The 20,204-nt window shown below is 46.2% G+C and carries 17 protein-coding genes and 1 riboswitch; of the genes, 6 read left to right on the forward strand and 11 right to left on the reverse strand.

Annotation, left to right across the window (positions count from 1 at the left end; translation table 11 throughout):
• The 8 genes from GH808_RS10860 to GH808_RS10895 all read right to left on the reverse strand — a co-directional run bounded on the left by GH808_RS10860 (nt 1) and on the right by GH808_RS10895 (nt 6,682).
• On the reverse strand, nt 1–804 hold the full coding sequence (locus GH808_RS10860) for a metalloprotease family protein (protein ID WP_186842814.1): 804 nt from the start codon (nt 802–804) through the stop codon (nt 1–3).
• 85 nt (nt 805–889) lie between these two features.
• Entirely contained in the window at nt 890–1,285 is a 396-nt protein-coding gene (locus tag GH808_RS10865) for a hypothetical protein (RefSeq protein WP_186842815.1), read from the reverse strand.
• A 39-nt stretch (nt 1,286–1,324) separates the two neighbouring features.
• On the reverse strand, nt 1,325–2,818 hold the full coding sequence (locus tag GH808_RS10870) for an NAD(P)H-hydrate dehydratase (RefSeq protein WP_186842816.1): 1,494 nt from the start codon (nt 2,816–2,818) through the stop codon (nt 1,325–1,327).
• 124 nt (nt 2,819–2,942) lie between these two features.
• The gene (locus GH808_RS10875) at nt 2,943–3,632 is read right to left on the reverse strand and encodes a peptidoglycan-binding domain-containing protein (protein ID WP_207722312.1); all 690 of its coding nucleotides are present in this window, start codon (nt 3,630–3,632) and stop codon (nt 2,943–2,945) included.
• Complete coding sequence (locus GH808_RS10880) at nt 3,625–4,362, reverse strand: YebC/PmpR family DNA-binding transcriptional regulator (RefSeq protein WP_186842818.1); 738 nt, start codon at nt 4,360–4,362, stop codon at nt 3,625–3,627. The genes GH808_RS10875 and GH808_RS10880 overlap by 8 nt, the downstream gene beginning before the upstream one ends.
• Before the next feature lie 84 nt (nt 4,363–4,446).
• Nucleotides 4,447–5,250, reverse strand: coding sequence for a GTP pyrophosphokinase (locus GH808_RS10885; RefSeq protein ID WP_186842819.1), 804 nt, complete (start codon nt 5,248–5,250; stop codon nt 4,447–4,449).
• Between the two features lie 6 nt (nt 5,251–5,256).
• Nucleotides 5,257–6,201, reverse strand: coding sequence for a tRNA modification radical SAM protein MnmL/YtqA (mnmL, locus tag GH808_RS10890; RefSeq protein WP_186842820.1), 945 nt, complete (start codon nt 6,199–6,201; stop codon nt 5,257–5,259).
• A 70-nt stretch (nt 6,202–6,271) separates the two neighbouring features.
• Nucleotides 6,272–6,682, reverse strand: coding sequence for a hypothetical protein (locus GH808_RS10895; RefSeq protein ID WP_186842821.1), 411 nt, complete (start codon nt 6,680–6,682; stop codon nt 6,272–6,274).
• 139 nt (nt 6,683–6,821) lie between these two features.
• Between GH808_RS10895 and GH808_RS10900 the strand changes: the two genes are divergently transcribed.
• The 3 genes from GH808_RS10900 (at nt 6,822) to GH808_RS10910 (ending at nt 9,920) form a co-directional block, all read left to right on the forward strand.
• On the forward strand, nt 6,822–7,604 hold the full coding sequence (locus tag GH808_RS10900) for a PP2C family protein-serine/threonine phosphatase (protein ID WP_186842822.1): 783 nt from the start codon (nt 6,822–6,824) through the stop codon (nt 7,602–7,604).
• Nucleotides 7,605–7,763: 159 nt separating this feature from the next.
• On the forward strand, nt 7,764–8,900 hold the full coding sequence (locus GH808_RS10905; RefSeq protein ID WP_186842823.1) for an MGDG synthase family glycosyltransferase: 1,137 nt from the start codon (nt 7,764–7,766) through the stop codon (nt 8,898–8,900).
• A gap of 174 nt (nt 8,901–9,074) precedes the next feature.
• Nucleotides 9,075–9,920: a DegV family protein gene (locus GH808_RS10910; RefSeq protein ID WP_186842824.1), complete on the forward strand. Its 846-nt coding sequence runs from the start codon at nt 9,075–9,077 to the stop codon at nt 9,918–9,920.
• 198 nt (nt 9,921–10,118) lie between these two features.
• On the opposite strand, the gene GH808_RS10915 is transcribed toward GH808_RS10910, so the two are convergent.
• Together GH808_RS10915 and leuS are read right to left on the reverse strand one after the other, a co-directional pair.
• Nucleotides 10,119–10,586, reverse strand: a complete 468-nt coding sequence (locus GH808_RS10915; RefSeq protein WP_186842825.1) for a ribonuclease H family protein — start codon at nt 10,584–10,586, stop codon at nt 10,119–10,121.
• A gap of 7 nt (nt 10,587–10,593) precedes the next feature.
• Nucleotides 10,594–13,005 (reverse strand): leucine--tRNA ligase, encoded by a 2,412-nt coding sequence (leuS, locus tag GH808_RS10920; protein ID WP_186842826.1) that lies wholly within the window; start codon nt 13,003–13,005, stop codon nt 10,594–10,596.
• A gap of 317 nt (nt 13,006–13,322) precedes the next feature.
• Here leuS and GH808_RS10925 point away from each other — a divergent pair, with 317 nt between their 5' ends.
• A complete protein-coding gene (locus GH808_RS10925; protein ID WP_186842827.1) occupies nt 13,323–14,438 on the forward strand; it encodes an alanine/ornithine racemase family PLP-dependent enzyme in 1,116 nt (371 codons plus the stop codon).
• Between the two features lie 36 nt (nt 14,439–14,474).
• On the forward strand, nt 14,475–15,593 hold the full coding sequence (locus GH808_RS10930; protein ID WP_186842828.1) for an Ldh family oxidoreductase: 1,119 nt from the start codon (nt 14,475–14,477) through the stop codon (nt 15,591–15,593).
• 248 nt (nt 15,594–15,841) lie between these two features.
• Here GH808_RS10930 and GH808_RS10935 read toward each other — a convergent pair whose 3' ends face one another.
• Nucleotides 15,842–17,077: a GGDEF domain-containing protein gene (locus GH808_RS10935; RefSeq protein ID WP_186842829.1), complete on the reverse strand. Its 1,236-nt coding sequence runs from the start codon at nt 17,075–17,077 to the stop codon at nt 15,842–15,844.
• 297 nt (nt 17,078–17,374) lie between these two features.
• A riboswitch (NiCo riboswitch) is annotated at nt 17,375–17,471 on the forward strand.
• 120 nt (nt 17,472–17,591) lie between these two features.
• On the opposite strand from GH808_RS10935, the gene GH808_RS10940 reads away from it, so the two are divergent.
• A complete protein-coding gene (locus tag GH808_RS10940; protein WP_186842830.1) occupies nt 17,592–20,120 on the forward strand; it encodes a cation-translocating P-type ATPase in 2,529 nt (842 codons plus the stop codon).
• Nucleotides 20,121–20,204: the final 84 nt, after the last annotated feature.

Genomic DNA, 20,204 nt, shown 5'->3' on the forward strand with positions numbered 1-20,204 from the left:
TTATCGCGGTAAAACAAGCCGCAGGATTAAACTGATCAGAAAAGATAATGTGGTAAAGATGACGCTGATGATCAGCACGCCGGTTGCCATGATGTTGTACTGCACCATGCTAAACGGCAGCAGAGCAAACTGATCCAGGTTCAGAACATTGAGCAGCAGCAGAATCAGAAAGATGAAAATCAGTCCGTCGAAGCTGCCTTTGATATCGGCAAAACTCAGGGACATATGCGATGAAATGCAGATGGCCAAAAACAGGAAAAGATAAAAATACGCGTTCTGAAAATTCGCCAGTGAAAAGATGGTTTTCACCAGATCCCAGTAGGTGCCGGCAATTCCCGCAATGTTGATGTCACTGACTGCCTGTGTATTCAAGCTTCCGGCCAGTATGTTTGCATAGGCAGCGTACGTATCGGGAATCAGAAAATACATCAACAGCACGATAACAAAGATGCCTCCCAGTATCGGAGCGATTCCGATGAAAAAATTGCCGACGCGCTGGTAGATATTTCTTTTGTTGAAGGAGTGGTTGACGTATCCCATCACCCCTTCCTGGTCCGGCCGCTGAAATAATTTGATATCAATAATCCGGTGCCCGAACAGCAATGCAAACAGCGCATGGCTGAGTTCATGAATCGGAGTGCCGATAACCCCCGTGACCAGAACCGTGCCGCGTCCGAGGCTGCCCTGAAAATTCCGCATGGTGTATTTTTGAATCACTTCAAGAAACAAACCAATTAAAATGATTGCACCGGTCAGCCAGAGTGTTTCAATCACAGTGTCAGCTAATAAGTCTAAGATATACATTTTTTTATTTTTTTACCCGTCTTTCCGCAATTAGAAGTGTCCGTTCAAAATGCGAGTCTGAAATTCCTGCTTTTTTTATGCTCTGCTAGACAATAAACGTGATAATCACGTACACGGCGGCAACGGCAAACAGAATAATGCCATTCCAACGCAGCAGCCTCACATCATTAATATCGTACCCTTCTTTTTTGTTAACCAGCATCAGATTGTAAACACCGCCGCCGATCATGATCAGCATCATAATCAGCATGATGTCACTCATGATGGCATAGGAAGCGAGCACCACCAGAAAGGCAATAACGACATACAAAATGCCATAAAGATTGAATTTATCCTTAAATTCTTTTACAACACCATCTTCCAAGCTACCGCCAACCAACCGTTTCTTGTATTTTGTGAAAGAAATGATCGATTGGATCCCAACGATCAAGCTCAGCACAATAATAATGTACGGTAAAAACTGTTGTCCCCAAAAATTCACGCGACTTCTCCCCACTTAATTATAACTTGATGATCCATTTTACTTCAGTACATATTTCAGTGAATCGATGATATTGTGCGCCGTAAGGGTGCTTTCGCCGAATCGGGAAGCATAAAAATCGCCCGATTTGCCATGGTAAAAGACACCGGCCTTGGCCGCTTCAAACAAATCCACGTTCTGTCCGGCGATACCCGCAATCATGCCGGCCAGCACATCGCCGCTGCCGCCGGTTGCCATGCCGGGATTGCCGGTGGAATTGAACCAGATTTCGCCGTTGGTTCCAAAAACGATGGTTCTGAAGCCTTTAAGGACAACCACAACCTGATATTCCATCGCAAATTTCTGACCGTATCCAATGGGATCCTCAAGAATTTCTTCTCGCGGCACATCGATGAGCCTTGAAAACTCACCAAAATGGGGCGTGATGACCACCGGTGTGGTGGATTCCTTCAGTGAATCGATGACCTTCGATAAATGGTAGATTCCATCCGCATCGATGACCACCGGCAGCGTGCCTTCCAGAAGATGCTCCAGAATAAAGCTGTAATTCTTCGCCCGACCAATACCAGGTCCGATCAGAATAACCCGTTTCTTGTCATTCTTTATGTCATCTTCGGTGATGTTGCAGTCATAGGTCTTGATCAATGCTTCAATCGGAGCGCGTGAAACAACCGGGATATAGATTTCATGGGGAACATAGCAGGTAACTAAACCGCTGCCGCTTTTTAAAGCGCCTTCAAGCGCCAGAATACCGGCGCCGCTCATCCCTTTTGATCCGGCAATGACCACGACAGAACCGTAATCGTATTTATGGGTATTCTTTTTTCTCTTTTGCGGGAACTTTAAATCACGCTCCTGAATATAGTATTTTTCGTTGTCAATGCTAGTCTCATCGATGCCAATGTCCACCAGAATGGTATCACCGGTGTAATCCGGACCGTCATTCAACAGACAGCCGGTTTTGTAATTCTGGATGACGATGGTTCGGTCTGCCATAATACCGTTTCCGATATTCAATCCCACATCGCCCCGCAGTCCCGACGGAATGTCGATGGCGATTTTTTCGCCCGCAAATGCATTGATCATATCGAAAAGGCGTAGATATTTTTCCGGCAGTTCCCGGTCGGCCAGACCGGTTCCGAAAATCGCATCGATGACGAGCGTTCCAGTAGCGAGATCCTGTTTCAGTTCGGCGAAATCAGATTCTTCCGTCAGGAAACGTACCGGAATATTTTTGGCTTCCAGTCTTTTCAAATTGACCTGACTGTCTGCGGATAATTTTTCCTGATTTTCCGTAAGATAAAGATGGACTTTATTGCCGTCTTCCAGCAAAAGCCGACCAATGACCTGGCCATCACCGCCGTTGTTTCCCGCTCCGCAAAGAATGATAATCCGGGAATGCTCATCGATATCCTTTTTGATGATGTCGGCACAGGCATGTCCGGCCCGTTCCATGAGCTCAATAATGGGTGTGCCAGCAGCGACCGCATTGCGATCCATAACAGCCATTTCACTTGGTGTAACAACTTTCATTTCTTTTCCTCTTTTCATGTGCACTTAGAAACTTTTCAGTTCCAAGTCATGCTATCATTATATCAAATATTTTTTATTTGTAAACGATAAAGCCGCCTCACGAGGCGGCTTCTATTATCGCTATTTATTTTTTTAAAGCATCCAGGGCTTTCATGGTATTCGCATCAATTTTCCCTGTTTCAGTCAGACCCTTGGCTTTCTGGAATGCTTTTACCGCAGCCTCGGTGGCATCATCAAACGTGCCGGTTGCTTTGTCTGCTGTCAGGTATTGATTATCAACCAGTATTTGCTGGTATGACTGGACCATTTTGCCGCTGTCGCCCTTTTCGTATTTAATGTCTTCGGCCACCAGCGAAATAATCGTGGAACGATCAAGCTTTCCGGTCTGTTCCAGACCTTTCATTGCCTGATAGGTTTTCAACGCTGTCTGAACCTCTTCCGTTATCTGATTGGTTGGCTGGCTCGATAAAAATCCAAGGGAATATAAAATTTGCGTATAATCCCTGATCTCATCGTTTGTATCGCCAAGCGCATATTCGGTGATCACCACCGTTGTGCCGTCCGATGTTTTGATTTCCGATGTTTTATTGTCACTGTCATCGGTATTACCGTTGTTGATCGTAACGTTTGACGGTGTTCTGCCGATGGCAATGGAATAAACATCGGATATCCCCTGTTCGTTAATGGTAAGCTGATCGGCCGCGGAGTAGACATCTTCAATAACGAATGAAGACATCAGAAAAATCAGCAGCATCGAAAAGACAACATAAAGGACGACGTCTTTGAATTTGCCAAAAAGCGTTTTCTTATTCATCATCTTCACCAGGCCAATTATGCCAGACTGCTTGAACATCTTCGTTGTCATCGAACATATCAATCATTTTGAGCATTTTCTTGATGTCGCCTGGATCTTCTAATTCTGCCTCTGTTGATGCGACCATTGCGATTTCTGCGGACGCGAGCTCATAGCCCGCTTCCTTCAGGGCATCGCACACAGCGCCGAAGTCTGCGGGATCGGTACTGATTTCATAGCCTTCATCCGACGTTTCAATATCATCAGCGCCAGCATCGAGAGCAACCATCATCAGCGCCTCTTCATCCAGATCATCCGTTTTCTCAATCATGATCTGCCCTTTTTTGGTAAAGATGAAGCCGACGCATCCGCTGGTTCCCAGATTTCCGCCATTTTTGTCAAAGGCGTGACGCACATCACCGGCGGTGCGGTTTTTGTTGTCAGTCAATGTTTCAACAATCACGGCAACGCCACCGGGGCCGTAACCTTCATAGATTATTTCTTCATAGGTACCGCCCTGTAAATCGCCGGCACCTTTTTTTATCGCCCGATCAATATTATCGTTGGGCATATTTGCCGCTTTTGCTTTAGCCACGGCTTCTTTCAATCTTGCGTTCATATCGGGATCGGGGCCGCCCTCCCGAGATGCAACGGCGATGTATTTTGCTAATTTCGTAAATATTTGACCGCGTTTCGCATCAATTTTTCCTTTTTTGTTTTTAATAGTCGACCACTTTGAATGTCCTGACATCGACAACCTCCTAGATATTTTATATGATTTTACAATGGTTTATTATAACATATTGTCCTTTTTACACAAACAAATTTTTTATAATTAAACTTCCGACTCGATCGAATTGACTTCCGTCTCCAGTTCTTTCCTGAGCAGGATGAGCTGAATGATATCTTCCTGCTCAAACAGATCATCAAAAATACGCTCGTAATGAGATGCTTTTTCGCCCTGGTTCAGCTTGTACAAATACCCGATATTGTCGAGAATGCTGGTCACCGAGCTTGATTTCAGACCGAAAACACGTTGTGCGTTCTGAATTTCTTCCCGGATCGAAGACATTTCACGATCGACATTATTGACCGCATTGGCAGCACTGACCAGCCGTTGTCTGATTTCGTCGGGAATATGTTCTTTGTACTTGTAGTTTAAGGAATGCTCAATGATCGACCAGAAATTCATCGCGAGCGTGCGAATCTGAATTTCGACCAGGATATTCTGCCGGCCGGATACGCAAAAAACGGGATACCGGATGATCAGATGGTAGCTCTTGTATCCGCTCGGCTTGGCTTCGCTGATATAGTCCTTGACCTTGACGATTTCCATGTCGCAATCAGCGCGTTTTTTAATCAGATCAACGACCTCGTAAATGTCTTCCTCAAACTGGCACATGATCCGGATACCGGCGATATCCTGAATGTTCTCTTCAAGCGTTTCAATATCGACGCCGTAGTTGTGGACTTTTTCCAGAATACTGGATACGCTCTTGACACGACCATAAACGGATTCGATCGGAGAGTATTCCCCGACCTTTGCATATTGTTCTTTAAGACTGTTGAATTTTAAAATGATCTCATCGACGGCCTGATGATAAGGGATGAGAAATTCTTGCCAATATTTTGTTCCCAAAAAAGTTTACCTCTTATTTTTCATATCAGAGAAACATTTGCCCTGATAGTAATTTTCTTTTTCCATGCAAGCTTCCAGCTCGTCTTTTATTTTCCACCAGCTAGTATCCCAGTTGGTGATGATACTGTCTTCTTTCGGAACTCTGCCGATGATGCGCTCGATCACAACTGCCGGCGAAAGATACGAAAGAAAGAGCATCGCCCTGCGGAGATAGTCTTCTTTGGAAAGAAGCGTTACCTTTTTTTCATCATACCATTGTTTCAGCAGGGTGTTCTTTTCGATATAAAGGCTGTGACACTTCACAAAATCCGTTCCTTTTTCGGAAACGACTTTTGCCGCTGTGATCACATCTGTATCCGTATCCCACGGCAGATCCAGGATCAAATGGGTGCAGGCCATGAATCCGGCGTTCTTAATGCGATCCATAGCGCTTTGATATTCATCTAATGTGTGTCCCCGATTGATAATCTCAAGTGTTTTCGGATTAGCACTCTGCAATCCGAGTTCAATGGTTATTTCAATCGCGTTTTCTTCTTTTATCCGCTGCAGGAAAAGCAGCTGTTCATCCCGAAGACAGTCGGGACGTGTAGAAATCGCGATCTCCACGATATCCGGGCGCAGGCTTGCCGTGATCCAGCGCTTGAAATCTGCAAATTCGCAATAAGTGTTTGAAAAGCTCTGGAAAAACGCGATGAATTTGCGGGCTTTATAGCGCTTTCCAATATACGCAATATTCTGATCCATCTGTTCTGAAACGGACAGCTTTTCCGACAGGGTTTCATTGCCCCCGCCTTTTTCCCCACAGTAAATACACCCGCCCCAGCCCTTTGTCCCGTCACGATTCGGACAGGTTACCGGAATGTTGATGGGTATTTTATAGACTTTCTCGCCATAATGCTCTTTCAGCCAGACGGAATAGACGCGATAGAGTTGATGTTCTGTTGTCTTCATTTATTTCCTTAGCATGAGATTAAATAGACGAACCCCTTTGAAATTCAAACAGGTCCGCCTTGTTTTTTTTCTATATTAAATTAGTGACACATTCGGGCATCTCTTCTTCGGCACAACTGATGCTGAGCACGAATTTGATTTCATGGTTTTCGTTGATTTTCTGAATTTTTTCAACCATACCGCAGACATCAGCCGGTGAATCTGCATTGATGAGACGTAGCAGATTATCGATAAAGATGATTTTGACATCGTAATTTTCTGCGATCACACCGTTCAAAAATCCATAAAGCTGATCGATTCCGGATATTCCAAATTCCTCCATGTTAATAAATCTGATCTTAGTATCTACTTTTACTCGATATTTGTCTCTGTCGTTAAGAAAAATGACGTTCCCCTCACAGGATTCCAACGCACTGTTTGCCATGTCAATCATTTTCTTTGTTTTGCCGCTTCCTTTTGCACCATATACAAATTCAATCATTTTAGACACCTCATTTCAATTTGATATTTTCATTATAATGGTTCGTATCGATAAATTCAATCATTTTTATAGAAATCCCGCTAACAACTCAAAAATAATGTGCTATAATAAGTTAAAGAAAAGTTTGAGGAGGTTTCCATTGAATAATTCTGACAAATACGAAGAATTGGTGGCTCTTTTTGATAAGCAGCTGGAATTTGCGCAGAACCTTCAGCGCAAGATAATTCCTGCTCCCGGTTCCTTTGTTTCTGATGATTATCATTTTTACAGCTATCTCAGGCCCTTCAGAAAAGTGGGCGGAGATTTTTTTGATTTTCATTTCATGGACAACGGAAGAATCAACCTCATCATCGCCGATGCAACCGGTCATGGGATTGACGCTGCGATGATCACGAGCATGTTCAAACTCAGTTATTCCTATACAATGAAGGATGAACACATCAATCAGTTCCCCAGTCTGGTGCTTAAACAGATTGAAACAGATATTTGCCAGCTGATGGACAATACTTTTTTCACGGGAATTGCTCTGATTTTTGATCCGGACGACAGCACACTTTGTTTTGCCAACGCCGGTCACCCCGCCGGGATTCTGCTGCGGGAAAACCATCAAGTCGAGCTGCTCAAGCCCAATCTTCCGATGATGGGATTATGCCAGTTTATGCCGTCGATGAATTATTTTGACAAACGCATCCGGTTTTCCAGGGGCGACAAGCTGTTTCTGTTTACCGATGGGCTGGTTGATGCGCAAAACCCGGATGAAGAGGAATTCTCCATTGAACGTGTGATTGATGTTGTAACAAAATACGCCAGGCTTCCGATCAATCGAATTGGCGAAAAAATCGTCGATGCCTGTATGACATTCAAGCAGGCTTTAACGCTTTCCGATGATATCTGCATCCTGGGAATCGAATTTGAAGAATAGCCAAACGGATGTTAATTCTTTGTTTTTAATGTTAAAATTGGCTTTAAAATGTGCAGAATGTCTTTTTTCTAATCGAAATCTAATAATATTTCTCTAAACTTAATAACTGAAGATACATAGAAATTTATGATGATCGATTTTTAGAAAGGACGGATTACCATGTTAGAACCAAAACGCATTCTTATCTTAACCTGTTCCCACGGGTCTGGCCATAAAATGGTAGCCAACACCCTAAAGGAAAACTTCGAGTCGCAGGGGCACATTGTCTCGGTACGTGACTTATTCAATGAAACCAATCCCGTACTCAACCGGGTTATCGAGAAATCCTATCTGCTTTCATACTCCATTGGAAGCAGTTTTTATAAGCAAATTTACTACGATTGTGAAAAGAAAGCCAACACAAAGTTAATCTACAATCTCTGGCATTTCACGGATCGTGCTCTGATGAAAATGGTCAATGAATTCAAACCGGACTGCATCATCAATACCTATCCCTATACGATTTCATCGATTATGAAGAAAAAGTACTACCCGGACATCAAAGTGTTCACCGTGGTGACTGATTTCTGTATTCCAAAAGCCTGGATTCATGAGGATACCGATCATTACTATGTCGCCTGTCAGAACGTGGAAGATTCGCTTTTATGTGAAGGCATTCCGAAACATAAAATACTCAAAACCGGCATTCCCCTTCGCAGCGCTTTTTACAAGCGGGAAAACCGCCTTGAACTGATGAAAAAATATCATCTGGACGCCAGAAAAAAAACACTGATTATTTTTGCGGGAACCTATGGCGTCCTGAAGAACATCACGGAAATCTGCCGGCGAACCGACAAAATGGAAAATCTTCAGACCGTTGTCATCTGCGGCAACAATCACAGCCTGAAGCAGGACTTGCTGCAGGAAGGCTTCGTTAACACAAAGATATTCGGTTTTGTGGAGAATATCCATGAATTTTATACAGTTGGCGACCTCATGGTCACCAAACCAGGCGGAATCACATTGAGCGAAGTGGTTGCAAAAAAAATACCGGTCATCCTGTATAATCCAACTCCTGGTCAGGAGGGTGAAAATGCCCAGTGGTTCAAACGGCAGGGCGCCGCTGTCGTCGTTCAAAACGCAACCGAACTGTTTCTTGCCATCGATGCCCTGAAAAGCAACGAGCTTAAACGTTTTTCTATGAAAAACATGCTGGGAAAAATCGACTATGGCCCCGCAACCCCTTTAATCACCAGCGATATTTTGATGAAATTGGATGCCGATGAATCCGTTTCTTATTTGACTGAATCAATTTGAAGCCTTTGTGAAAAGCTTATTTAAAGGATTCTGCTTTAATACGAATAAACAGGATGATCACTCTGATCATTTTTGGGGAAAGAAATAAGCATGAACGAATGAGTCATGTTTTGACAGCATACTGAGGATGGCAACATCTGCGAAACTGAGAAAGACTGAAACGAGGAAAATAAAGTGAAACCAAGAATTATCAGCGACAGCTCCTGTGATCTTCCAGCTAATTATTTGGAAAAGGATGGCATCGATTTTTCGGTCGTTCCCCTGAAAATAATTGTTGGCGATCATGAATTTATTGATGATGAAACCCTGAATACAAAGGTGCTCATCAACGCAATGAAAGAATATAAGGAAGCATCTTCTTCCGCCTGCCCTTCCCCGGAAGATTTTGCCGCCGAGCTTCGGAAAAACGATGAAAACTATGTCATCGCCATGACCTCTGGTCTCAGCGGCACTTACAACAGCGCCCGGGTCGCCGCGGATATGGTGCTTGAAGAAGATAGCAGCAAAAAAATCAGACTGTTCGATTCACTGGCAACCTCAACCTCGATGATCCTGATGATCATGAAGCTCCGCGATATGATCAAGGCAGGAACCATGGATTTTGAGGCCATTTGCGATAAGCTTTCCGAGTATCAGAAATCACTGACCCTGGTTTTTCTGCTGCAGGACCTCTCCAATCTTGTCAAGACCGGACGCATGAGCAAAGTTGCCGGCGTGGTGGCTTCCAAGCTATCGATCATGCCGATTGCCCGGGCAACGGATCAGGGCAAGATCGAAATCGTCGAAAAGACCCGCGGCATCAAAAAGGCTTTGTCCGCCATGGCCAACATGGTCAGCGAAAAAGCCATGACCCATCACGATTTTCCGGTGGTGATCAGCCACTGCAACAACTTGAGCCAGGCCGAAATTCTGAGAGACCTGCTGGAGAAACGGTTCAACCTCAAGGAGATTTACATTTTCCCGATGCACGGTCTGACGAGTTACTACGCCAATGATAAAGGACTGATCATGTCATTCTAGTGTCAGAATAAAAAAAGGGGCTTTTGCAAAAGTCTTAAGTTAGAAGATAAACCCCGTACCGACCAATTATTAATCTGTTGTCTGCTGCAGAATCGGACAGGCTTTCGCCGTGTCCGCTCTGATGCAGACAACATGATGTAATAATTATCGGTACTTTGTTCGTCTTTTATCTGAACTTTTGCAAAAGCTCCTTTTTATTTACGACAAGTCAGCGAGAAACTCGTCCATTGCCTGATTCACCAGCAGATCGGCCTGGTTGTTGTAGGGATTTTCGGCATGGCCTTTGACCTTGTGAAAGGTGACCGTGTGGCCGTTGACCAGGGCATCGAGTTCCATCCAGAGTTCCCTGTTTTTGAGTTCCCCCGCTTTTCCGCGAGACCAGTTTTTGGCCTTCCAACCGCCAATCCAGTTCTGGAGATAGGCATTGACCACGTAGGCCGAATCGCTGAAAATATGCACCTCACAGGGCTCTTTCAGCATTTTCAGACCGGTGATCACAGCCAGCAGCTCCATTTTATTGTTGGTGGTATTCTCATAGGCGCATTTATATTCTTTTTTTACATTCTTTTCCGGGAAAATCAGGACGCCACCGATGGCACCCAGATTATCCCCTTCTTTTCCATTTCCGCGGCAGCCGCCGTCGGTGTAGAGATGAATGACTTTCATGTTTTTCCTATTTCACAACGATGTTGAAAATCTTACCAGGCACGTAGATCTCTTTGACGATGGTTTTCCCCTGGGTGTAGGACAGAATCGTTTCCTGGCTGAGCGCAATGGCTCTGGCCGTATCTTTGTCTGCATCCACCGGCAGGGTGATGGTGCCACGCACTTTTCCGTTGATCTGGACAGCCATTTCAACAACATTGTCGACGGTTTTTGCTTCATCGTATTGCGGCCAGGTCGTCTGATCCAGTCGGCCGCCCATTTTCATTTCCTTCCAGATCTGGGAGGTGATGTGCGGTGCCACCGGATAAAGCAGCAGAATGAAGGTCTTCAGGTCATCCTGGGTAATTTTGCTCTGTTTGTTGAACTCATTGAGCAGCGTCATCATGGCAGCAATGGCGGTATTGTATTTCATTTCCTCGTAGTCGCTGCTGACCTTCTTGATGGTCTTATGGATTGCTGTTTCCAGTCCGTTACTGTAGCCTTCGCCGTCGGTGACGATATCCTGAAGCTTCCAGACCCGGTCAAGGAAGCGTCGGCAGCCTTTTGCTCCGTTGTCGGACCATGGCGCCGCTTTTTCGTAATCGCCGATGAACATGATGTAAGTTCTGAGGGTATCGGCCCCGTAGTTATCGATGATCTCATTCGGATTGACCACATTGCCCTTTGACTTGGACATCTTATCTCCGTCGTTGCCCAAAATCAGGCCCTGGGCGGTTCGTTTGGCATAAGGTTCCTTGGTCGGAACCAACCCGATATCATACAGGAACTGATGCCAGAAACGCGAATAGAGCAGATGCCGCGTGACGTGTTCCATCCCGCCGTTGTACCAGTCAACCGGCAGCCAGTATTTCATTTTGTCCATTGAGGCAAACTCGTCATCATTTTGATTGTCAAAGTATCGCAGGAAGTACCAGCTGGAGCCGGCCCATTGGGGCATGGTGTCCGTTTCACGTTCAGCCGGTCCGCCGCAGACGGGACAGGTGGTCTGATACCATTCCGGAATGTTTGCCAGCGGTGACTTGCCGTTGTCCGTCGGCTCGTAGCTCTCAACCTTCGGCAGTTCCAGCGGTAGTTCATTTTCCGGCACCGGCACCATGCCGCATTTCGGACAGTGGATGATCGGAATCGGTTCGCCCCAGTAACGTTGGCGGTTGAAGGCCCAGTCCTTCATTTTATAGTTGATGGTCTGCTTGCCCAGGTTCTCTTTTTCCAGATAGCTGATGGCGGCGGCAATGGCTTGTTTGACTTCCATGCCGTTGAGAAAGCCGGAGTTGACCATTTCGCCGGAATCGGTATCGGTGTAGGCAGCTTCACTGACGTCGCCGCCTTTGATGACCTCGATGATCGGCAGACCGAATTTGGTCGCAAACTCCCAGTCACGGGTGTCATGTCCCGGCACAGCCATGATGGCACCGGTTCCGTAGCCCATCATGACGTAATCGGCGATGAAGATCGGGATTTCGGTATGGGTGACCGGGTTGATGGCCTGAATGCCCAGGATACGCACTCCGGTTTTGTCCTTGGCCAGTTGTACCCGTTCGAATTCTGTCTTTCGTTTGGCTTTTTCCTGATAGTCCACCAGCTCAGCCATGTTGGTGATGTCAGCAGCCAGCTCCGCAATCAGCGGATGCTCCGGCGCGATGACCATGAAGGTTGCACCGAACAAGGTGTCAGGGCGGGTCGTGAAGACACGCAGCGCATTGTCATGACCGGCAATGGCAAAGTCCACTTCGGCGCCAATTGATTTTCCAATCCAGTTTTCCTGCTCCAGACGGATTCGTGGCAGATAATCGACATCATCCAGGCCAGCCAGCAGTTTTTCGGCGTATTCCCGGATCTTCAGGAACCAGACGTCTTTTTCCAGCTGCACGACCTCGCTGCCGCAGCGGTCGCATTTCCCGTCACGGAAATCTTCATTCGCCAGCACGACTTTGCAGCCGTTGCAGAAATTGACATAGGTGCGGTCTCTGAAAGCCAGGCCGTGTTTGAACAGCTGCAGGAAAATCCACTGGGTCCATTTGAAATACTTCGGATCCGTGGTATCAATTTCCTTGCTCCAGTCAAAGGAATAACCGATGCGTTTGAGCTGATCGGTAAACACAGCAATGTTTTCATCGGTGACTTCGCGGGGATGTCTCCCCGTTTTGATGGCATAGTTTTCCGTCGGCAAACCGAAGGCATCCCAGCCAATCGGGAAAAGCACGTTGAATCCTTCCAGGCGGCGCTTTCTGGCAATCACCTCAAGCGAGGTATAGGCGCGAACATGGCCAACATGCAGGCCGACGCCGGACGGGTATGGAAATTCAACCAATCCGTAGAATTTTTCTTTTTTTGAATTTTCTTCAATCCGGAAAGTTTCATTTTCTTCCCAATACTTTTGCCAGTCTTTCTCTATCTGCTTATGATCATATGTTGACATATTTCCTCCATCTATTTGCCTTTTATATCGAATGTATTATTTAAAACAAAAAAATCCGTACCCCATAAGGGACGAATTTCTACTTGTCTCCTAACGAATTCCATCATTAATTATAAATAAGGCGAACAAAACTGTCAATCATTTGTGCCTTTTTAATCGAAGTGTTTTTATTTTACTGCCGATTTAAAACAATAATGTGATGGGATCATCCGCGAATGCGCTGATTTGGCAGGCAAAGACAGTTCTGAAAGATTTTTTGTGAATTCCTTAAACATTTATGGTATACTGGACCACAGTAAATTGAAAAGGAGCATTCGATGTATCCCCTTTTAACAATAAACAAACAGAAAATCATAGCAAACACAAAAGAAATCGTCACCCGGGCTGCGCTGAAGGGCATCAATATCACCGCCGTTACCAAAGTCACCGGCGGCAATGCCGAGATTGCCCAAGCTTTGCTCGATGGCGGTGTTACCGCGCTTGGTGATTCCCGGATTATCAATCTGAAAAAACTGGCGCACCTGCCCTGTGAAAAATGGCTGATCCGTATTCCCATGCCCAGTGAAGTCAACCAGACCGTCGCCTATTCCAATCTGTCTTTAAACAGCGAGATCAAAACCATCCGTCTGTTGAATGAGGCCGCAAAGACCATGGGCAGAACCCACAGTATTCTCTATATGCTCGACCTTGGAGACCTTCGCGAAGGTCTTTTTATCGGCGATGGACAGCCCGCAGCGCCTGAAATTGAAGCACTGATTTCAGATTCCTGGCAGAAGTTGGATGAAAACCTTCGCGAAATTAAGACCATGGAGCATATTCGGCTCCGGGGAATCGGGACCAACGCTACCTGCGTCGGGGCAACCATTCCCACGCCCGACAGCTTCACGGCCTTTTTCAAGGTCAAAAAAATGCTGGAAGAAAAATACGAGATCCCCTGTGAAATTATATCCGGCGGAAATTCCAGTGCCTATTACCTGATTGAGAACGACACCTTTCCGGAGCAAATCAATAACCTGCGTCTCGGCGAAGTCATCCTGTTCGGACGGGAATCGGCCTATTTCAAATGCTACGATTATCTGCATCAGGATGCCTTTATTCTGGATGTGGAAATCGTCGAGCTTCAGGACAAACCCACCTTCCCGATCGGCGAAATCGGCAAAAACGCCTTCGAAGAAATCCCGGATTTTGAAGATAAGGGAATCCGGCGCCGTGCCATTTGCGGACTGGGCCGCCAGGACACCGACACCGATCACCTGTTTCCGCTGGATGCCGGGATCACCATTGAAGGTTCCAGTTCCGATCACCTGGTGATCGATGTGACTGATGCCAATACAACCTATGAAGTGGGCGACATCATCAGCCTCCGCTGCGACTACGTCGGAGCGCTGCACGCCGCCACCTCAGCCTATGTTGACAAAATTGTGATAAGTTAAATTAAGATAGAGATTAATTCAAAAGGAGAACAATCAATGAAAAACGAAACCACCTACACGATTCCCTTTGACACGATGGAAGCATTCATGGCCGCCGCCCTTAAAGGCGTCGGTGTTCCGGAAGCAGACGCCAAAATCTGCGCGGACATCCTGATTTCCGCAGACAAACGCGGTATTGATTCTCACGGTATCGGACGACTCAAGCCCATTTACTACGACCGTATCAAAAAAGGCATCCAGCACCCAGTAACAGAATTCGAAATCGTCAAGGAAACCTTTACCACCGCCGTGATCGACGGCCACGACGGCATGGGCCATGTTATCGCCAAGCGCGCCATGCAGATGGCCATCGACAAAGCCAAGGTTTACGGCATGGGCATGACGGTTGTCAGAAACTCCACCCATTACGGCTTCGCCGGTTACTATCCGCTGATGGCGATCGAAAACAATATGATCGGCATCACCGGCACTAACGCACGCCCCTCCATCGCCCCAACCTTTGGCGTTGAAAACATGCTGGGTACCAATCCGATTACCTTCGGGATGCCCAGTGATGAACCCTTCCCCTTCGTGCTTGACTGTGCCACTTCTGTTTCCCAGCGCGGCAAAATCGAAGTTTATGACCGTGAAAACAAAGAGCTGCCGGACGGCTGGGTCATCGACCGTCAAGGAAAAAGCCGTACCGATACCAAACAGATTCTGATCGACCTGGTCAAGGGCGAAGCTGCCTTGACGCCGCTGGGCGGAATCGGCGAAGACACCGGTGGATACAAGGGTTACGGCTACGCTACCGTGGTGGAAATTCTATCCGCTGCGCTGCAGGGTGGTTCCTTCCTGAAGGGACTGCTGGGTTTTGATCCCAACGGAAATGCACAACCCTACCATCTGGGCCATTTCTTCATAGCCATCAACATCGACAACTTCATCGAACCGGATGCTTTCAAAAAGACAACCGGCGATATTCTGAGAGATCTCCGCAATTCCGACAAGATGCCGGGACAGGAACGCATCTACACCGCCGGCGAAAAGGAATATGACGTCTGGCTGCAGCGCAAGAATACCGGTGTTCCCGTCAACGATGCCCTGATCAAGGATATTCTCGATATCAAAGCTGAACTTGGTTTAAACCAGTACAATTTCCCGTTTGAAAAATAAATAATTGCTCAAAGTGCCGTGAGCTTTACGATCAGTTTCGCACGAACCAGTTTTTACACTGTACAGCGGACAGTCTATCGACTGTTCGCCTACACGTTACAAAACTGGTTGTGGAAACCGACCGTAAAGCAATAATTGTTCGTCGCTTATGTATTTCTCAATTTTTTAAAAATAAAAAAAAGGAGACTCCGTAAAAACAATCTGTTTTTCAGGATCTCTTTATTTTTTTTACCCAAAATTTCTATTATTTAAATAACGTTGACATCAATCACGTCAATGCTCTGAAAATGGATGCTGTTGCGGATCTTTTTCGCCTCATAAAGGGCCTGATCCGCATTTTTGATCAAGTCTTCACTGGATGAATTTTCCGACGGAACCACGCAACAGACACCGATGCTGATGGTGATCGATTGACACGCCTGTGAATCAATCCCGGAAATGACCAGTTTTGAAACATTCTCCCGAAGTTTGTTTGCAATCGTCATCGCCCCGTCTTGATCTGTCTGCGGCAGAATGACAGCAAATTCGTCGCCGCCGTATCTGGACACGACATCGCGAGAACGGTTGGCACAGAAAACAAGAACATCCGCAACCTGCTGTAAGCAATGATCCCCGATCTGATGTCCGAAACTGTCGTTCAATGATTTGAAAAAATCGATGTCGACCATAATCAGGGACAATGGTAACCGGTTCTTGCGGCAACTGCGCCATTCCAGCTTCATTGACTTATCGAACATGGAACGGTTGAAAATATGCGTCAGCCCATCCCGCTGGGAAAGAAGTTTCAATTTTTCATTGGCTTGCTTCAATTCTTTGTTGACCGTTTCCAGTTCTTGACTTTTTTGCTCCAGTTTTTTTCCATTTTCAAAAATGCTCACACAATCCTTAAATCGCATCCGTGAAATGACTACAGCCAATATAAGAATCAGGGTGCTGTTGGCAATATTTCCGAAAACAATATTGCCGGATGGCTGAAACAGTGAAATCAGCAGTATAAAAGCGGCCTGCACCAGCGTATAAATCAGTAGCAGAATATAGGGTTGAAAAAGCGGTATCACAGCCAGAGAAATGATGGCTCCAATATAGATAACGATTTGGCCGTAGGAAATCTGGTCCAGTAGTGAAATACCGGCACACCATGATAGAATTGAGATGGAAAAAATAATCGTAACCGCCTGGATGCCACGCACATGTTGATCGATGTTCTTTTTCATTCCGTTGAACATAATCGCGCTTGCGGACGCTGCCACTAACAGAACCAGATACATTGCAAAATAGTAAATACCCGGTTGAACAAATAGATCTCGACCTTTAAAAAGCCACGAAAAAATGATCATTGCCAATTCCCAAAAGACAAAAATACGCGAAAAAAGGACTACTCTGTCGATGTTGGTTTGGCTGATCGTGGTGCTCAGCTCATCGCGGTAATCGTCTGCAACCGAAATATAAAACAGATCCTTGATAGTTTTTTGTACTCTGGACATCAAAATTTGCCACCTCAAATCTCGTGAATTATTTTGATATTTTTCATCTTCTACCTGATCTTGACGGATAATTGTTTTCCCGACAAGCGTAAATACAGATTGATAATTAAACGTCAGATAAATCCCCCAGTAAAATCATTACCTTCAATATAACAGAAAACAAAGAAAACCACAAGAAATAAGCAAGACCTTTGCCGCATTGTTAGTGGCAAACGTCGCCAGATTTTCAATCAGGCTTGAAAAAAAAGTGCAGATGTATTACAATAGTATCAATCTCTTTGCACTGCATTTTATTCTACAGTACAACCTGATCAGGCGATGAACAGATTTCTGTTCATGAGGCCGGGCCGTTCAGACGGCAGCAGATTATCTTCATCACATCTGCGGGACAGTAGTATGTTCCCGCAGGTGTTTTTTTATACCTTTTTAAGAACATACGTAAAACACCGACAATCAGTGAAGTGTCAGGAGGCGATTAAATATAAAGCCATACGGCTGAAAACGGAGGTATGTTTTGATTGAAAACAGAACCGGTCCGAACGGACTTACGACTCAGGAAGCAAATAACCGGCAGGAACAATTTGGAAAAAATGAATTGACAGCACAGAAAAAAGATAGCTTTTTTCACAAGCTGCTGCACATCATCTGCGAGCCCATGTTCCTGCTGCTGCTGGTCGCTGCAGGCATCTACTTTATTCTGGGTGAACCCCGGGATGGTGCGATCATGCTGGTATTCGTCATTGGAATTATCAGCATTGACGTCATTCAGGAATGGAAAACCGATAAAACCCTCAGCGCACTCAAGGATCTGTCTGCCCCCCATATCAGGGTCATCCGCGATGGAAAGGAAATCATCATCGCCAGTGTGGATCTCGTTCCCGACGATCTGATGATGATCTGCGAGGGTGTGAAAATTCCGGCAGATGGGATCATTCTAAAATGCAGTGATCTGTGCGTGGATGAATCCTCACTCACCGGAGAAGCCGAGGGGGTTTGGAAAATCGCAACAGAAAGTGCGGATCCATCCCGTGATTACTGGCGCAAAGATTACTGTTATGCCGGTACGCTTGTCACGCAGGGATCTGCGACCGTCGCGGTTGACAAAATCGGAAAAGCAACAGAGTACGGAAAAATCGGCGCCAATGTGGCCTCAGCCCCGGATAAGCCTTCTCCGCTGCAGCGGCAAACCGGCAGCCTGGTCAAACTATGCGCCGGGATTGCCTTATTATTGATGACGCTCGTTGGTCTGGTAACCTATCTCAATATTCCCGACCATGCCTTCAAAGACCGTATCATCGAGAGCATCCTCTCAGGGATCACTCTGGCCATGGCGATGATTCCGGAAGAATTCCCGGTCATTCTGACCGTCTTTCTTTCAATGGGCGCCTGGCGGCTGGCTAAAAAGCAGTCGCTGGTGCGCAAACTGCCTGCAGTTGAAACCCTCGGTTCTGTCTCGGTGCTCTGCGTCGATAAAACCGGTACCATCACGATGAACCAGATGACCGTTCAGGATACCTGGGTGCTGAACGGTAACGCTGATACCCTTTGCGAAATGATGGGACTCGGATGTGAAACTGATACCTATGATCCCATGGAGAAGGCAATGCTCAACTACTGCGAAAAGCAGGGCTTTTCCAGAGCGCATCTTTTCGGTGGCGACTTGATTACCGAATACGCCTTTACCAATGAACTCAAGATGATGGGACACGTCTGGCACCATGACGGTGAAATCATCGTTGCCGCCAAAGGTTCTCCCGAACACATCCTGACCATTAGCGAGCTTTCCAAAGATGAACGCAAAATCATTGAAAATAAGATCCGTGAGATGTCCGAGCAGGGTCTGCGGGTGATCGCCGTTGGCACGATGAAACCAGAAACTGAATCGGATATTCCTGCTGATATTACTGCCTGCACGCTTTCATTTTGCGGGCTGATCGGCCTGGCTGACCCGCCGAGAGAATCGGTGAAAGATGATATCGCACTCTGCAATAAGGCTGGAATTCGCGTTGTCATGATCACCGGCGACAACGGCATCACAGCTGCCAGCATTGCGAAAAAAATCGGCATGACCGGTTGTGAGAACATCATCACGGGCGACATGCTCGAAGCAATGGCAGATGAAGAACTGCGTGAAAAAGTGAAAAAAGTCAGCATCTTCTCCCGGGTTGTTCCGGAACATAAAATGCGGATCGTCAGAGCCTTTAAAGAAAACGGCGAAATTGTTGCAATGACCGGGGATGGCGTCAATGATGCACCGGCATTGAAGTATGCCGATATCGGGATTGCCATGGGCAAACGCGGTTCGGAAGTGTCACGGGAAGCGGCAGATCTTATTCTAATGGACGACAATTTCTCAACCATCGTCTACACGGTTCGCGACGGTCGCCGGGTCTATGACAACATCCGAAAAGCCGTCGGGTATGTGTTTACGATTCATATTCCGATTGCGTTTGCCGCTCTGCTGGCACCTTTGCTCGGGATTGGTCCCGCCAGTCTTTTATTGCTGCCGTTGCATGTGGTGCTGCTGGAGCTGATCATCGATCCAACCTGCTCCATCGTGCTTGAGCGGCAACCAGCCGAGCTGGATATCATGGAAAGAAAACCGCGGAATCCTGCTGAAAATCTGGTTGATGCCCGATTATTATTAAAGAGTTTTTCACAGGGGTTTGTTCTGTTTGCTGCTTCCTTTGGCACCTACTATTTGATGCTGGAGCAGAATCCCGGCAACGCACCACTGGCCAGAACGATGGGCTTTTCGGTCATCGTGATCGCTAATCTTTTTCTCGTTCAGGTCAACAGTTCCTATCATGATTTTGCCTTGCAGTCCATGAAACGATTGATGAAGGATAAGCTGATGTGGTTGGTTAACATAGCGACCCTATCTGGTCTGCTGATCATTCTCTACACGCCGGCCAGTGCTTTTCTGAAACTCACGCCCCTCTCACCGGCCCAGTTGCTTACCGTGTTTGGAATCGCCGCTGTTTCGGTTTTGTGGTATGAAGTGGTTAAACTGATTCATAAATTAAAGAACCCGGCAAATTGAAAAGCAATCAACCAGACAAATTCGAATCATGATAAAAGCAGGAGTTGCCGATTTAATGTCGGAGCCCCTGCTTTTTTATTCCTG

It is taken from the genome of Acetobacterium fimetarium, from assembly GCF_014284475.1.
In the GTDB taxonomy this organism is placed as follows: Bacteria; Bacillota; Clostridia; order Eubacteriales; family Eubacteriaceae; genus Acetobacterium; species Acetobacterium fimetarium.

Coding starts and splice junctions, on each gene's coding strand:
- GH808_RS10860 (WP_186842814.1), bottom strand. CDS start 804: ATGTATATCTTAGACTTATTAGCTGACACTGTGATTGAAACACTCTGG.
- GH808_RS10870 (WP_186842816.1), bottom strand. CDS start 2,818: ATGAAAGTTGTTACACCAAGTGAAATGGCTGTTATGGATCGCAATGCG.
- GH808_RS10875 (WP_207722312.1), bottom strand. CDS start 3,632: ATGAATAAGAAAACGCTTTTTGGCAAATTCAAAGACGTCGTCCTTTAT.
- GH808_RS10880 (WP_186842818.1), bottom strand. CDS start 4,362: ATGTCAGGACATTCAAAGTGGTCGACTATTAAAAACAAAAAAGGAAAA.
- mnmL (WP_186842820.1), bottom strand. CDS start 6,201: ATGAAGACAACAGAACATCAACTCTATCGCGTCTATTCCGTCTGGCTG.
- GH808_RS10895 (WP_186842821.1), bottom strand. CDS start 6,682: ATGATTGAATTTGTATATGGTGCAAAAGGAAGCGGCAAAACAAAGAAA.
- GH808_RS10905 (WP_186842823.1), top strand. CDS start 7,764: ATGTTAGAACCAAAACGCATTCTTATCTTAACCTGTTCCCACGGGTCT.
- GH808_RS10915 (WP_186842825.1), bottom strand. CDS start 10,586: ATGAAAGTCATTCATCTCTACACCGACGGCGGCTGCCGCGGAAATGGA.
- leuS (WP_186842826.1), bottom strand. CDS start 13,005: ATGTCAACATATGATCATAAGCAGATAGAGAAAGACTGGCAAAAGTAT.
- GH808_RS10925 (WP_186842827.1), top strand. CDS start 13,323: ATGTATCCCCTTTTAACAATAAACAAACAGAAAATCATAGCAAACACA.
- GH808_RS10930 (WP_186842828.1), top strand. CDS start 14,475: ATGAAAAACGAAACCACCTACACGATTCCCTTTGACACGATGGAAGCA.
- GH808_RS10935 (WP_186842829.1), bottom strand. CDS start 17,077: ATGTCCAGAGTACAAAAAACTATCAAGGATCTGTTTTATATTTCGGTT.